Origin of the sequence: Pseudoalteromonas sp. GW168-MNA-CIBAN-0100 (assembly GCF_040309225.1) — a bacterium.
GTDB classification, from domain to species: domain Bacteria; phylum Pseudomonadota; class Gammaproteobacteria; order Enterobacterales; family Alteromonadaceae; genus Pseudoalteromonas; species Pseudoalteromonas arctica.
The window spans coordinates 62,303-76,521 of the sequence record NZ_JBEOOL010000004.1; the positions used below are offsets into that span (position 1 = coordinate 62,303).

The window sequence follows — 14,219 nt, forward strand, 5'->3', positions numbered from 1 at the left end:
CCTAGCAATTTTTACATTATATTGTGTAATAAAGTTATTTTAGCTCTTCAGCTACTTCAGCTACTTTTTGACGTAACCAAATGTGACTCGCATCGCGATGTAACAGTGGGCTCCAAATCATATCAAGCTCAAAAGGAGGGATTGGAAATGGTGGCTCTAAAATTTTAAGCCCCGGATCATCTAAATATATATTTGCGGCTTTTGAAGGAAGGGTCGCAATTAAATTTTTCTCTTTAGCTAAATGAATTGCCACATGGTAGTTACGCGTAAAAGTGGCAATATTACGATGCTTACCAAAGTGCGCAAGTGCTTCGTCAACCCAGCCAAGTTTTTGCACATCTTTAGGGTCCATGCCTACACCTACACCAAAACCTGTTTTGCTTACCCATATATGGCGCGCTTTTAAATAGCTGTCGAGACTAAAGTTTTCAATTATAGGATTATCGGCTTTTACTAAGCAGCAAAAACTATCTTTCCAAATACGTTTATGATGAAAAGACTGCGGTAAGTTTTCAAAACGGTTGATTGCCATATCTACTTTACCGTTTTCTACATCATGAAAGGTGACATCACTTGGTGTGAGTATATCTAAAGTAGTATCGGGGGCTTCTTCGTGCAATTTACTTAAAAGCTTTGGTGCTAATGTACTTGCAGCGTAATCACTGGCCATTATTCTAAACACACGCTTACTCTGGCTTGCCTCAAATTCTCGATTAGGAGCTAGAGTTTCTTCAAGGGTCATTAATATGCCACGAATAACGGGTTGTAACTCCAAAGCACGCTCGGTAGGCACCATACCATCGCTGGTACGAACTAAAATAGGGTCGTTAAATAAGTTACGAAGACGTTTAAGGCCATTACTCATTGCAGGTTGAGTTATACTCAATTGATTAGCAGCGCGTGTTACGTTGCATTCTCGAAGCAATGTATCGAGGTAAACGAGTAAATTTAAATCTATTTTACTTATATTCATTGTGTGTGTCCTTTAGCGCTTACCAGTGGTGAATAAAGCGCTGTGCTGTCGGGTATGGGTAAATATGACTTACCTGACCATTTTTTATATTTTGTTGTGCCTGCTTCCAAAAGCTAACATCTATAAGCTCAGGATGAGTGCTGAGTAAAAACTTCTTATACATAGGGTTTGGCATTACAAATGTACAAAGTTGCTCAGGAAATACGTCCTGTGGTGCAACAGAGTAACTTTGTTCATCCATTAAATAGTCGTCATAGCTCTTTGCTTTTGGTAATGCTCTAAAGTTCATATCGGTTAGATATTGAACTTCATCGTAATCGTAAAAAATAATACGTTTGTGCTTACTTACACCAAAGTTTTTTAAGAGCATATCACCAGGGAATATATTAACAGCAATCATTTCTTTTAGGGCTTGCCCATATTCTTCAATCGCGTCGGCGACACTTTCTTCATCAGCATTTTCTAAAAACAAGTTAAGAGGTGTCATTCGCCGTTCAATATACAAATGCTTGATGATCAACCAATCGCCCTCAATTACCATTGATGAGCCAATTGTTTTATGTAATTGCGCAAGTAAATTACTATCAAAACGCGCCAAAGGAAATACGACGTTAGAATACTCTATGGTATCGGCCATTCTCCCAACGCGATCATGGTTTTTTACCAGTTGATAGCGCTTTAATACGGTATCACGGCCGAAGGGTTTACTCTCACCAAATTTGTCTTTTATTACTTTAAAAACATAACCAAATGAGGGGAGAGTAAATACCATCATCACCATACCGGGAGTCCCCGGTGCAATTGTAAACTCATCACTAGAGTGAGATAAGTGATTTAAAAACTCTCGGTAAAACTCAGTTTTCCCCTGCTTATGAAAACCCACTGCGTTATAGAGCTCAGCAAGTGTTTTGTTTGGCATAAGTTGATTTAAAAACCGGACAAGTGCTGACGGTGCGTGAGTTTCTACCATAAAATAAGCGCGGGCAAAGCCAAAAATAACACGCATTTGAGATGACTTAGTTAAAAGTGCGTCTAAATATAATCCGTTATCTTCATCGTGTAATACAGCGATTATAAAGGGCTGAACCCCACTTTTTGAAACAACACGACCAACAATATAGGCTGCTTTATTTCGATAAAAAGGCGTGTGTAAAATATCAAAGCGCATTTGCCAAGGTTGGTGATGTGTATCGGGGGCTTGTTTATAAAAAGCTTTAACAAGGAGGCGAATATCACGCTCTAAATTTACAAATGGGGCCTTAAAATCAAAATGACTAATAATGCGTTTTATTGTTGGTTTGAGGCCATCAACTACTGGAAAGTATGTTCTATATTCGGCCTCAACAGGCACTGAAGGAGCATCTTTTAAGGTTGCTTCTACAAATATAAAGTCATTATGAAAATAGCGCCTATGGTACAGCCGGCAAAATACAGAGTTATAAAAAGTTTCGGCGAGCTCTGCTTGGGGATGAAAACATAAAAAATGCTGATATATCTTTTTAACTTCAAGCCATATGCTTTCATCGAGTTGTTCGGTTGGGGTTTCTTTTTTTAGCGCTTGCGTGGTTTCGTTAACACGATCATCATAATAGCTGATACGCAAACGGCTGATATCATTAATTGCTTGCCAATCTTTTTTTGCAAAGGCAAGAGGGGCTTTGGCTGTTGTTTTTTGAAATAACTGATAGTGCCTTTTAAAACCCGTTAAAATTAATTCAGCAATATGGCGAGGTTGCATTTGCACTCCTTAAAAGTCCCTAGAGTTTATACTCTATTGTGTTAAGGGTATGTTATTTTAAGTTTAAAACCAAGATAAATGTTACTTACTAACTAAGAGTAACTTATTGGAATTGAGCTATCTTTTTTTCGAGAATTTTAATTTGTTTAGTCACAGCCGATACGTTTTTCTTATATGTTTTATTGATTATTTTTAGTTTCTTAGTAATGTCTTTAGTAATACGCTTTTTATCATCAATGGCTAAGATATGATTTAACCGCTCTTGTTGTTTGTATTCAGCACGCTCTTTATTACGATCAAGTATTGTTAGTTTATGGTTATTACTGCGAAGCTCTGCCTCTAAGCCAGATAGAAGCCTTTCACGCTCAAGTTCGTTTAGTTGTTTAGTGTAGTCAACCTTAGGACCAGAATACTGATTACCCGTTGTGTTAACTTTATAAGTCGTTGCTTCGTCGTCACAGGGGAGTTGAGAAAAGACAGTGCCTTTTTCTGTTACACATTTGTAGTAAGTGGTATCGCTAAAGCTAAAAAAACTGATAAGTAAAAAGCTAGAATGGAGAATATAACGAGAAGTTTTAAACATACATGTCATCCTTGGTTTTTATATCTAACAACAATATAAAACTATAACCTAGCTTGGTGGTATATCAAGCTAGGTTAGGATAACTGTTATTGGGTAAAGGTTTTGAGCTTTTTAATACTCTGTACTAAAAATGGTATATCTAAACCTTGTTCAATAGAAAAACCTTCAGCGGCGGAAATGTTTTTAAAGTTACCATCTGAATCTATTAAGGTAATCCTATCTTTTTTATAGGCTATAACAACACCCTGAGAGTAGTTCACGCCCATATCGTCTTTTTTCTTGTATAGATTAACGCCTAGCATTGTTTGCTTGGCAATAGCTTTGCAATTTAAATATTGCCCAACGCTTGTTGCAATTAAATCGCTAGGTTGAATTAGCCCATCTACTTTAGAAATACGTTTGTCAGAGCTGTATAAAGTTGAGGTGGTTACTACTTCTTGCTTGTTATTGGCAAGACTAAAAGCAAAAACCTGTGTTTCATCATCTCGAACAGTAGGGGTATCACTCGCTTTAATTACTCGAATAGCACTAGAGCTATGTGCTTGATCATTAATAAAGCTTAGTTCTTCAATGCCAGTTACTTCAATGCTACGGCGCTGACTTTGCCAAACTGGGAGTGTCTGCTCGGTTAAAATTGCTGCTTTATAAAAAGCGGGTAAACCATACACTAAGCTAAATAACGTATCGTCATGATTTGTTGGCTGTAAAAACTGCTCTGTTTTGTGCATGTTTTTATTCTCGGCAACAAACTTTTCGAGTTGTTGTTGGGTTTCAAATACAAATATATCTACATTGGCTTGTGTGTAGTCCTCGCATTTTTCAAGCGGGCTTGGCATTTGATAACTAATATTTTGGTTGTTAATTTTTACGTTGTGTGCTTGCTCGTAGCTTTCTATATCTAGCAGATCATTTTTAGCTAACAAGCTTTTAGCGGTAGTAGGGTATGAAAGTGGCAAAACATTATCTTGTTTTGTTACGTCAAAGTTTAAATTGGCGTCAGCCCAAATATGAATACTGTGGCTAAGCGAAAAACACACGATTAAGAAAGAAATTGCGTAACGTGCAAATTTATATTGCTTTAAACGCTCAAGGTGGTGCCATGTGTAATTACTGACAAGTAGCTGAAAGCCTAAAATAACAATAACAATCCCACTGGCTAAAATGGTTGTTAAAGCAGGAGAGCTTGTTAAACGATGCCACAACAATGAAATGATTTCAGGTAAGGCAGATATACTTAGGTGATAACCTAAATTAACATAAACATAAGCATCAAGAGTAAGCAATGAAGCACCTACAGTGGCTATAACAGCGGCCATGCCACGAATGTGCCGTGGGTAGGGAAATATTAAACTAAGCGGAAATACCGTCAGCACAAACGCTAAAAAGGCTATAAAACTAGTGTGGCTTAGCCAAGTAACTAGCATATAAGTAATGCCTAAAAAGCTTGTAGGTGGCGAGTCTGCAAATAAATAACTTAAGCTAATAAGTAGGGCTAAGCCGATATTGGCAAAGGTAAACCAATGCCCCCAACTTAGCAGCTGACTCGCTTTTGATGAAAATTGATTGTGCTGCGATAAATTCATAAATTTTACTTAACCGACTGCGCGAGCGCTTTTGCAAAGTTCTCGGTTACAGCTTGTCTTTTCCCTGTTGGTACATGCTCTTTTAAGATATGCGTGATAGAATTTCCTAAACACATAAGACTTAAATCAACCGGCGCATTGTGTTTAGTTAGCACATCAATAAGCTGATCGACGATTTGTTCTACTTCTTCATTAGAGTATTTTGATAAGATTGGCATTAGTTGGTTCAATAGAATAGTTATATTCTCGTATTTTAACACTAGAGGCGTGAAAAACAAAGATGACAACAGACGTTAAAAAATTAGTCGTTCATTATGTAGACAAAAAAGACGGCGATACGCAAATTCACCTTCGAAATGATGAGATGGTAATTAACGATAAAGTAGCCGTTTTTATCGAACAATTACATCATGCATACAATGGTAAGCCAGGTAAAGGTTACTGTGCTTTCAGTGGTGATAAAAACAGTGTTGTAGCATCTGCAATGCAAAGCTACCGTAACGATGAGCTAGGCTTTTGGCATATGACCGAGCAAGCCTCAACGGTTTTAAAAGAAGAACTTGATAAGTATGCATTTAGTGAAACAGGCTATTTAGTATTTTGTCATTATCAGTATGTTGCTACCGATTACATGTTAATTGCGATGATTAACATTAAAGAGCATTACTCTATGACGTCTGAGCTTGATTTAGCGGCTTCTCGCCATTTAGACATATCTCGCATGCAACTCGCTGCTCGTATCGATTTAACAGCGTGGGATACGCAAGCAGAAGATAATCGTTATATTTCGTTTATCAAAGGACGTGCGGGTCGTAAAGTTGCTGACTTTTTCTTAGACTTTTTAGGCTGTGAAGAGGGTATTGATTCAAAACAGCAAAGCCAAGTAATGCTTAGCGCAGTAGAGGATTATTTATCAGAGCAACAGTTTGATAAATCAGAAAAAGACGATTTACGTAAACAAGTATTTGATTACTGTAATGATTGCGTAACCACAGGCGAAGATGCAAGTGTGAGCGATCTATCTGCAACGCTTACAAAAGGCGATGACAGCCCGTTTGATAGTTTTTGCAAAGAGCAAAGCTATGACTTGGAAGAAACTTTCCCCGTTGATAAAAAAACAGTAACCAGTATGGTTAAGTTTTCAGGTCTTGGTGGTGGTGTAAGTGTAAGTTTTGAACGTAAACACTTAGGTGAGCGCGTAACGTACAACGAAGCAACCGATACACTAGTGATTAAAGGTATTCCGCCAAACTTAAAAGATCAGCTACAACGTTTTATGGAAAATGAAAAAGAGTAAACTCATTTGAGCGAGTTGAAAGTTGATTCAAGAGCGCGATATTTATATTGCGCTTTTTTTTACTGGTATCGAAATTCATTGAATCGGAACAGAGCCACTAAAATATCTATTGAACAAAGAGAAGTGAAAGAAGAGTAAGTGAGAAACACAAGCTAATCTTATTCACGGTGTTAAATTTCGGCTGTAGGCGTGAAGCTTGCTTACGCAAAAAGCACCGCTTCTGTTTACTTAATTTCTTTGCTAACAAAACCACTTAAAGATCTATTTCACAAAGAGAAGTGAAAGAGGAGTAAATGAGAAAAAACAAGCGATGGTTTATTAGCGGAGCTCTTTCAATTTAGCTTTATTGTTACCTCTAAAAGCGCAGCGTCTTTTAACCTCTTTGTGAACAAATCGCTTATTACGGACGTTACTCGTCACGACAATAAGTTGTGCTTCTACAGGTTAATTTGTACTGGATATTTAATTCCGGCTGTAGGCGTGAAGTTTGCTTACGCAAAAAGCACCGCTTCTGTTTATTTAATTTCTTTGCTAACAAAACCACTTAAAGATCTATTTCACAAAGAGAAGTGAAAGAGGAGTAAATGAGAAAACACAAGCGATGGTTTATTAGCGGAGCTTTTTCAATTTAGCTTTATTGTTACCTCTAAAAGCGCAGCGTCTTTTAACCTCTTTGTGAACAAATCGCTTATTACGGACGTTACTCGTCACGACAATAAGTTGTGCTTCTACAGGTTAATTTGTACTGGATATTTAATTCCGGCTGTAGGCGTGAAGCTTGCTTACGCAAGAAGCACCGCTTCTGTTTATTTAATTTCTTTGCTAACAAAACCACTTAAAGATCTATTTCACAAAGAGAAGTGAAAGAGGAGTAAATGAGAAAACACAAGCCATGCTTTATTAGCAAGACTTAGCCTTATTACTACCTCTAAAAGCGCAGCGTCTCTTAATCTCTTTGTGAATAAATCGCTTATTATGGGCGTGAAGAAACTTTAATAATTATTCAAAGTATGTAAACAAAAAAGCCCCGCTATTTATTAAATAGCGGGGCTTTTAAATAAGTGTTAGTAATTAATCAACACTCAATGTTTTAGTCATTGCAGAACTTGCACGACCAGCAGGTTTGATAGAACCCGCACGTAAACCACTGTCTGGTACTAGTTCACGTTTATCGTGAGCCATTGCTACAGATGTATGTTTTACTTCGCTATCAGCTACAGGAGTAGGCTGTGCCATTGGCGCACTTGCAGACCCTTGAGTAACCGCTGTTTTAACATGCGGTGCTTTAGTCACAACAGGAGTTTCAGTTTTTGCTGGAGCTTCAGTTACGACTGGCGTTTCAACTTTAGCTGGCTCTTCAGTTACTACTGGCGTTTCAACTTTAGCTGGCTCTTCAGTTGCTACTGGCGCTTCAACTTTAGCTGGCTCTTCAGTTACTACAGGAGTTTCAACTTTAGCTGGCTCTTCAGTTGCTACTGGAGTTTCAACTTTAGCTGGCTCTTCAGTTGCTACTGGAGTTTCAACTTTAGCTGGCTCTTCAGTTGCTACTGGAGTTTCAACTTTAGCTGGCTCTTCAGTTACTACAGGCGCTCCAACTTTAGCTGGCTCTTCTACAGCTTCAACTTTTGCTAAGTCTTCAACTGCAACGGCTTGTTCAATTTGCTGCGCTGCATCCACAGGTGTTTCTTCAGATTTAGCTTTAAGTTCTGCTTCATATTCTGCAGCAGCTTGATCAGCTACTGGAACAAATGCAGGGGCTTCGTCAGATTTAACTTCTGCTTCACCTTCAGGACGTCGACGACGTTGACCTGATGCACGAAGATGACGAGGAGAACGGCGTGAACGCGTACGTGTTTGCTCTTGCTCGTCTTCAGTAGTTGCTGCTTCATCGTTAGAATCAACAACGTCAACTTTCTCTTCTTTAATGTGAGCTGTTTTTTCTGCCGGAGCTTGTGTTTGCTTTTCTACAACAGGTGCTTGCTCTTGAACTTGTGGAGTGTCAGTAACTACCGCTTGTTCAGGTGTTTGCTCTGTTGAGTTAGCTTGCTCAGCGTTTTCATCTTGCAGACGTACTTTTTTACGTATGTTACGACGTTGACGGCGAACTTTAGGCTTTTGCTCTTTAGGCTCTACAGCTTGAGCTGGCTTAGAATCAGTTTCTACTTCTACTTCTGCTTTTACAGGGGCTTCAGTTTTAACTTGATCTTTTTCTTCGCTTTTATGCTCTGGGCGCTTACGAGAGTTAGGGTTACGACGACGCTTATTGCGGTTCTCGTTTCTCTCTTGAGTCTCGGTACTTGTTGCTGCTGAGTCTGTTTTAACTTCCTCTTCAGCTGCAGGGCGCTCATTGCGTGGTTTATTAGTGCGCGGGTTATTATTACGACGACGTTGGTTGTTATTACGACGACGATTATCGTTACCACGGCGAGCGTTATTACGCGCTTCTTGCTGCTCTTTTTCTACAGCTTCTTTTTTCTCTTCTACTGTTTCGCTTGCAAATAACGATTTAAACCATTTAGTGATTGCTTCAAACAAGCCACCTTCAGTTTTAGTCTCTGTTACTACAGGCTGAGCTACTGGTGTAGGCGCTGCTTGTGGAGCCGGTGTAGAAGGCATTACAACACCTTTTAGCATTGGCTCTTCACGTACTGGTGCACTTGGTGATTTTGACATCTCAAATGCTTCAGGTTCTGGCGCAACAACTTGTCCGTAACTTACCGTTTCAAGTGTTTCGTCTTTACGTAAACGCATAACTTCGTAATGTGGTGTTTCCATATGTTGATTAGGAATAATCACTACGTCACATTTGTGATGCTTTTCAATACGGTGAACACTTCGACGTTGCTCATTTAATAAATAAGCAGCAACGGCAACAGGCACTTGTGCATTTACTTGTGCTGTGTTGTCTTTAATTGCTTCTTCTTCAATTAAACGAAGAATAGAAAGCGCAATTGATTCGTTTGAACGAATAGTACCTTGGCCACTACAACGTGGACATGGGCCTTGGCTTGCTTCACCTAATGAAGGACGCAAACGCTGACGCGACATTTCAAGTAAACCAAAGCGTGAGATTTTACCAATTTGAACACGAGCACGATCTGGGCGAGCAGCATCTTTTAAACGATTCTCTACTTCACGTTGATGGCGTGGAGGCGTCATATCGATAAAGTCGATAACAATTAAACCACCTAAGTCACGAAGACGTAATTGACGTGCAATTTCATCGGCCGCTTCTAAGTTAGTATTAAGTGCTGTTTCTTCAATATCGCCGCCTTTAGTTGCTTTAGACGAGTTGATATCGATAGACGTTAGTGCTTCAGTTGGGTCAATTACAATTGAACCACCAGAAGGCAAGCGTACTTCACGCTGGAACGCAGACTCAATTTGGCTTTCAATTTGGTAATGCGTAAATAAAGGAGTGTCACCTTGATAAAGCTTAACACGGCTCATAAAGTCAGGACGAAAACGCTCAATGTGCGCTTTAGCTTCTTCAAAAACACGTGGTTTATCAATTAAAATTTCGCCAATATCACGACGTAAATAATCGCGTATCGCACGGAATATTACATTGCTTTCTTGGTGTATTAAAAATGGCGCTTTAGCACTATCGGCTGCTTGTCTAATTGCTTCCCAATGTACTAATAATGCTTTTAAATCGTAGTTTAATTCTTCAAACGATTTACCAACACCCGCTGTACGAACAATTAAGCCCATACCTTTAGGAAGTTCTAAACGACCCAATGCTTCTTTAAGTTCAGTACGTTCATCACCTTCAATGCGACGAGAAATACCGCCAGCACGAGGGTTGTTAGGCATAAGCACTAAGTAGCTACCAGCAACACTGATAAAAGTAGTTAACGCAGCGCCTTTTTGGCCACGCTCTTCTTTATCAACTTGTACTATAACTTCTTGACCTTCTTTTATTACGTCGCGGATGTTAGGGCGACCATGAAAAGTGTAACCTGCAGGGAAGTAAGTACGGGCAATTTCTTTTAAAGGAAGGAAACCATGGCGGTCAGCACCGTAATCAACAAATGCTGCTTCAAGAGATGGTTCAATGCGAGTGATTTTGCCTTTATAAATATTGGCTTTTTTCTGTTCGTGACCTGGGCTTTCGATATCTAAATCATAAAGGCGCTGGCCATCAACCAGTGCTACGCGCATTTCTTCTTGCTGCGTTGCATTGATTAGCATACGTTTCATATTGTTACTCTACTTATTTATGTCGCTGACATGACGATGTTTTTCTCGCCTGTTCAGTTGTCCCTATTTTTAGAATGTGCAGCCTCACGACTGGGTCTTTAACGGAACGGCTCTGTTTCTCGTATGCAGTATTTTAAATGCTGGCAAACAATAGCAATTATTATCGCTATTAAATTCTTAATGGTGCTAAAACTGTCGGCTTTTCAGCTACGTTTACAAGTTTTACCCAGAAGTCGGCCTGTCATATTAATCTTACTAAATATCATTCATATTAGGCGCGTAGGGCTCATTAAGTTGGTGAGCAATACATACTGATGTATCGCTAATATCCGTTTTAAGAGCAAAAATCGCTGCCGATGTTAATGAACGCTTATTTATTAGATTTTTTTAGTTCTAAATAAGCTGCTATACGGTACTACAATAATTGAGCTAGTGCTGAACGACGTTTTTTACGTCGTCACTATCAGACAAATTATCTGTTCATTGCTTTCTCTAGCACGTTAAAAATCGCTTCATGTTCAAACTTAACCAGCAATATATTACGCGCATTGCCGTTAATTGATCGCACGTGTTAACTGAGGAGGCATAAAAGCTTTGGAAAACTTAACTCGGATCTGTATGATCGGCTACCCAGAATGTGCATCACGAATGTTTTAATGTGTTAAAAAGCACCGTTGTTATTTGCAAATACTAAATATTTGCGCTGCTGATTATCCCACTATTATTACAGTGTTAGCAACTAAATTATTTTACTTAAATTAGTGATTAGGCAATGTCAGAAAAAAACGACTTACAAGTAACTTATGTCACGATCAACGAAGACCATTTAGGTCAGCGTATTGATAACTTTCTTATTACCCATTTAAAAGGGGTGCCTAAAAGCGCTATTTATAAACTTTTGCGCAAAGGTGAGGTACGCGTTAATAAAAAGCGTATTAAGCCTGTATATAAACTACAGCTTGAAGATGTACTTCGTATTGCACCTATCAGAGTTGCTGAGCGTGAAGAATTTGTTCCATCAAAATTAGACAAAGTAACTCGCCTTGAAAACGATATTTTATTTGAAGATAAATACCTTATCGTAATAAATAAACCATCAGGTATGGCTGTTCATGGCGGCAGTGGTTTAAGTTATGGCTTAATTGAAGCTTTGCGAGCACTTCGCCCAGAGGAACGTAGCCTTGAGCTAGTTCATAGGCTTGACCGTGATACATCGGGTTGTTTACTTATAGCGAAGCGTCGTTCGGTGTTAACAGCGTTGCATGAACAACTTCGTGAAAAAACAATGGAAAAAAATTACTGGGCACTTGTAGAAGGGCAGTGGGACTCTAAAACTAAAAACGTTACTGAAGGGCTGCGTAAAAATACACTTAAATCGGGCGAGCGCGTAGTACGCGTAGATAACGCTGAGGGAAAACCTTCACATACTCGTTTTAAAGTACTTGAACGTTTTAACGATTGCTCACTTGTACAAGCATCGCCTGTTACAGGGCGTACGCACCAAATTCGTGTGCATACGCAATGTAAAGGTCACCCAATAGCGTGCGACGATAAATATGGCGATCAGGGTTTTGACGATTCTATGCGTAAAGTTGGGTTAAACCGATTGTTTTTACACGCACATGATTTAAGTTTTTATCACCCTAAAAACGAAACAACCATGCGTATTGAAGCACCGCTAGATAAAACGCTTAAAAATACATTACTAAAATTACGAGATGCAAAACTGTGATTGCAGTGACTCCAATTAAAAAATATAAGCTCGTCATTTTTGATTGGGATGGCACTGTTATGGATTCAGTCACTAAAATAGTTAACTGTATTCGTAGTAGCGCCGAGTCACTTAATTTAGTGCCACCTAGTGACGAAGCCATTAAAAACATTATTGGTATGTCGCTTGAAAAAGCAATTGACGTTTTATTTCCTGATAATGTAGCGCAGCACCAAGCGTTAATTTCAGGTTATAAATATCAATACAGTGTGGATACTACTCCCACGCCTGTATTTGCTAATGTTGTCAGCGTTTTAAATGCCTTAAAAGAGCAGGGCATTGTTTTAGCGGTTGCAACAGGTAAAGGTAGGGGTGGGTTAGAGCGTTTGCTTGAACAAAGTCAATTGCGCCACTTTTTTAGTGCAACACGTACAAGCGACGAAGCACTGTCTAAGCCGTCTGCGGATATGTTGTATCAATTGCTTGAAGAACTCGGCATAAGTGCTCAAGACGCTGTAATGATTGGCGACACTCAAATAGACATGACTATGGCAAAAGCTGCTGGCATGGATAGAATTGGCGTAACAATGGGTGTACACAACGCACAGCAGTTAAATAAGCTTAGTCCTGTTGCAACAGTAGATAACTATCTGCAGCTGCAACAGGTTTTGCTTGGCTAATTTATTTAACTAGAACTTGTTTTGAGCAGTAAGTACATCAATACCAAACTCAGCCAGTAGCTGGCTGAGTTTAATTAATGGCAACCCAATTAAGCTATTAGGATCGTCTCCGCTTAGTTTTTCAAATAAACAGATACCCAACCCTTCACTTTTAAAGCTGCCAGCACAATTATAAGGCTGCTCTGCGTCGCAATAAGCACTAATTTGTGCATCACTGAGAGTTTTAAACGTCACATTAAAAGGTTCTACGCAGGTTTTTTTAGTGCCAGTTACAATATCGTAAACACAAAGCCCAGTTAAAAATGTTACAGTATTACCGCTAAATAAATTTAGTTGTTTTACGGCATTTTGTTTATTATGTGGTTTACCTAAAATTTGATTATTAAACACAGCGACTTGGTCTGATCCAATAGCTAACCCTTTGTTAAAGTGTTTATTAGCCGCTGAGGCTTTTAATTCACTTAAACGCTTAACCAGTTCAGTAGGTGTTTCGGCTTCAAGTGCTGATTCGTCAACGTCTGGTGAAAACGTATCAAATGGTAAATTAAATTTTTGTAATAAAGACTGCCTAAAAGGCGAGCTTGACGCTAAAATGAGTGGATGCTTCACGGACTGTTTTCCTACGATAATTCAGATTGAGTTAGGATAAATCAGATCCGAGAGTAAAACACGTTAAAAACCAAGTAAAAATGGTTTTTTACTTTGACTAACAAACTAACTATCTATATGATGCAGCCCCTATGCAAAAGGTGAAAATTCCCATCACTCTTCATCCAGGCAAAGCAGCGCAGCACCGTTTAAAGTATGACGGAATTGTACCGCTTGAAAAACTTACTCGTTTAGAGAAAGTTGTGCAGGAAGAAGTAGGTGAAATAGCGGTAAAAATACATTGCAAAAACGATGATCAAGGTTTCGCTGTGATTAGAGGCAATTTGTCCACACACGTTACTGTCATTTGTCAACGTTGTAATGGTGATTTAGGGTTGGATTTGGTTCAAGACTTTGCATATTCACCAGTAGGTGAAGATACAGAGTTAGATATTTTTCCAGAAGACTACGATGAAGTAGCGCTTGATGAAAATGGTGAAGTTAACGTCTTTAATTTAATTGAAGACGAACTAATTTTAGCAATTCCATTAGTGGCTACCCACAACGAAGCTTCATGCAGTTATTCAGCAAAGCCTGCCAGCTTTGGTGTATTAAAGGCGGAAGATGATAAACCTAATCCATTTGATATTTTGAAACAACTTAAGAAAGATTCTTAGGAGAAGACTATGGCTGTACAAAAAAGCAAAAAGTCTCGTGCAAGACGCGGCATGCGCCGTTCACACGATGCGATCAGTGGTCCAACTTTAACTGTAGATCAAACATCTGGTGAGACTCATCGTCGTCACCATGTGACTGCAGATGGTTACTACAAAGGCGTTCAAGTAATTTCTAAATAAGAGATT

Annotated in this window: 12 protein-coding genes; 5 read left to right on the plus strand and 7 right to left on the minus strand. The window is 39.0% G+C overall.

Annotated elements, in window-relative coordinates; all coding sequences use genetic code 11:
- Nucleotides 1–34: 34 nt before the first annotated feature.
- The 5 genes from AAEY62_RS03270 to AAEY62_RS03290 form a co-directional block, all read right to left on the minus strand.
- Complete coding sequence (locus tag AAEY62_RS03270) at nucleotides 35–973, minus strand: LysR family transcriptional regulator (protein WP_002961484.1); 939 nt, start codon at nucleotides 971–973, stop codon at nucleotides 35–37.
- 19 nt (nucleotides 974–992) lie between these two features.
- Nucleotides 993–2,711, minus strand: a complete 1,719-nt coding sequence (gene aceK / locus AAEY62_RS03275) for a bifunctional isocitrate dehydrogenase kinase/phosphatase (RefSeq protein WP_024590453.1) — start codon at nucleotides 2,709–2,711, stop codon at nucleotides 993–995.
- A gap of 103 nt (nucleotides 2,712–2,814) precedes the next feature.
- Nucleotides 2,815–3,294 carry a DUF4124 domain-containing protein gene (locus AAEY62_RS03280; RefSeq protein WP_024590452.1) on the minus strand — a complete coding sequence of 160 codons (480 nt, stop codon included), beginning with the start codon at nucleotides 3,292–3,294 and terminating at the stop codon, nucleotides 2,815–2,817.
- Between the two features lie 86 nt (nucleotides 3,295–3,380).
- Entirely contained in the window at nucleotides 3,381–4,877 is a 1,497-nt protein-coding gene (locus AAEY62_RS03285; protein ID WP_024590451.1) for a DUF3413 domain-containing protein, read from the minus strand.
- Nucleotides 4,878–4,882: 5 nt separating this feature from the next.
- Nucleotides 4,883–5,095 (minus strand): YejL family protein, encoded by a 213-nt coding sequence (locus tag AAEY62_RS03290; RefSeq protein WP_002961475.1) that lies wholly within the window; start codon nucleotides 5,093–5,095, stop codon nucleotides 4,883–4,885.
- Between the two features lie 62 nt (nucleotides 5,096–5,157).
- Between AAEY62_RS03290 and yejK the strand changes: the two genes are divergently transcribed.
- Nucleotides 5,158–6,174, plus strand: a complete 1,017-nt coding sequence (gene yejK, locus AAEY62_RS03295; protein ID WP_024599121.1) for a nucleoid-associated protein YejK — start codon at nucleotides 5,158–5,160, stop codon at nucleotides 6,172–6,174.
- A gap of 1,071 nt (nucleotides 6,175–7,245) precedes the next feature.
- On the opposite strand, the gene rne is transcribed toward yejK, so the two are convergent.
- Nucleotides 7,246–10,377, minus strand: a complete 3,132-nt coding sequence (rne, locus tag AAEY62_RS03300; RefSeq protein ID WP_024590363.1) for a ribonuclease E — start codon at nucleotides 10,375–10,377, stop codon at nucleotides 7,246–7,248.
- 772 nt (nucleotides 10,378–11,149) lie between these two features.
- Here rne and rluC point away from each other — a divergent pair.
- On the plus strand, nucleotides 11,150–12,109 hold the full coding sequence (rluC, locus tag AAEY62_RS03305) for a 23S rRNA pseudouridine(955/2504/2580) synthase RluC (protein ID WP_024590364.1): 960 nt from the start codon (nucleotides 11,150–11,152) through the stop codon (nucleotides 12,107–12,109).
- The gene (locus AAEY62_RS03310) at nucleotides 12,106–12,768 is read left to right on the plus strand and encodes an HAD-IA family hydrolase (protein WP_198551842.1); all 663 of its coding nucleotides are present in this window, start codon (nucleotides 12,106–12,108) and stop codon (nucleotides 12,766–12,768) included. The genes rluC and AAEY62_RS03310 overlap by 4 nt, the downstream gene beginning before the upstream one ends.
- 9 nt (nucleotides 12,769–12,777) lie before the next feature.
- Here AAEY62_RS03310 and AAEY62_RS03315 read toward each other — a convergent pair whose 3' ends face one another.
- Entirely contained in the window at nucleotides 12,778–13,377 is a 600-nt protein-coding gene (locus AAEY62_RS03315; protein ID WP_350634592.1) for a Maf family protein, read from the minus strand.
- A 131-nt stretch (nucleotides 13,378–13,508) separates the two neighbouring features.
- Between AAEY62_RS03315 and yceD the strand changes: the two genes are divergently transcribed.
- Nucleotides 13,509–14,033: a 23S rRNA accumulation protein YceD gene (yceD, locus tag AAEY62_RS03320; RefSeq protein WP_007585727.1), complete on the plus strand. Its 525-nt coding sequence runs from the start codon at nucleotides 13,509–13,511 to the stop codon at nucleotides 14,031–14,033.
- A gap of 9 nt (nucleotides 14,034–14,042) precedes the next feature.
- On the plus strand, nucleotides 14,043–14,213 hold the full coding sequence (gene rpmF / locus AAEY62_RS03325) for a 50S ribosomal protein L32 (protein WP_002962381.1): 171 nt from the start codon (nucleotides 14,043–14,045) through the stop codon (nucleotides 14,211–14,213).
- Nucleotides 14,214–14,219 lie beyond the last annotated feature (6 nt).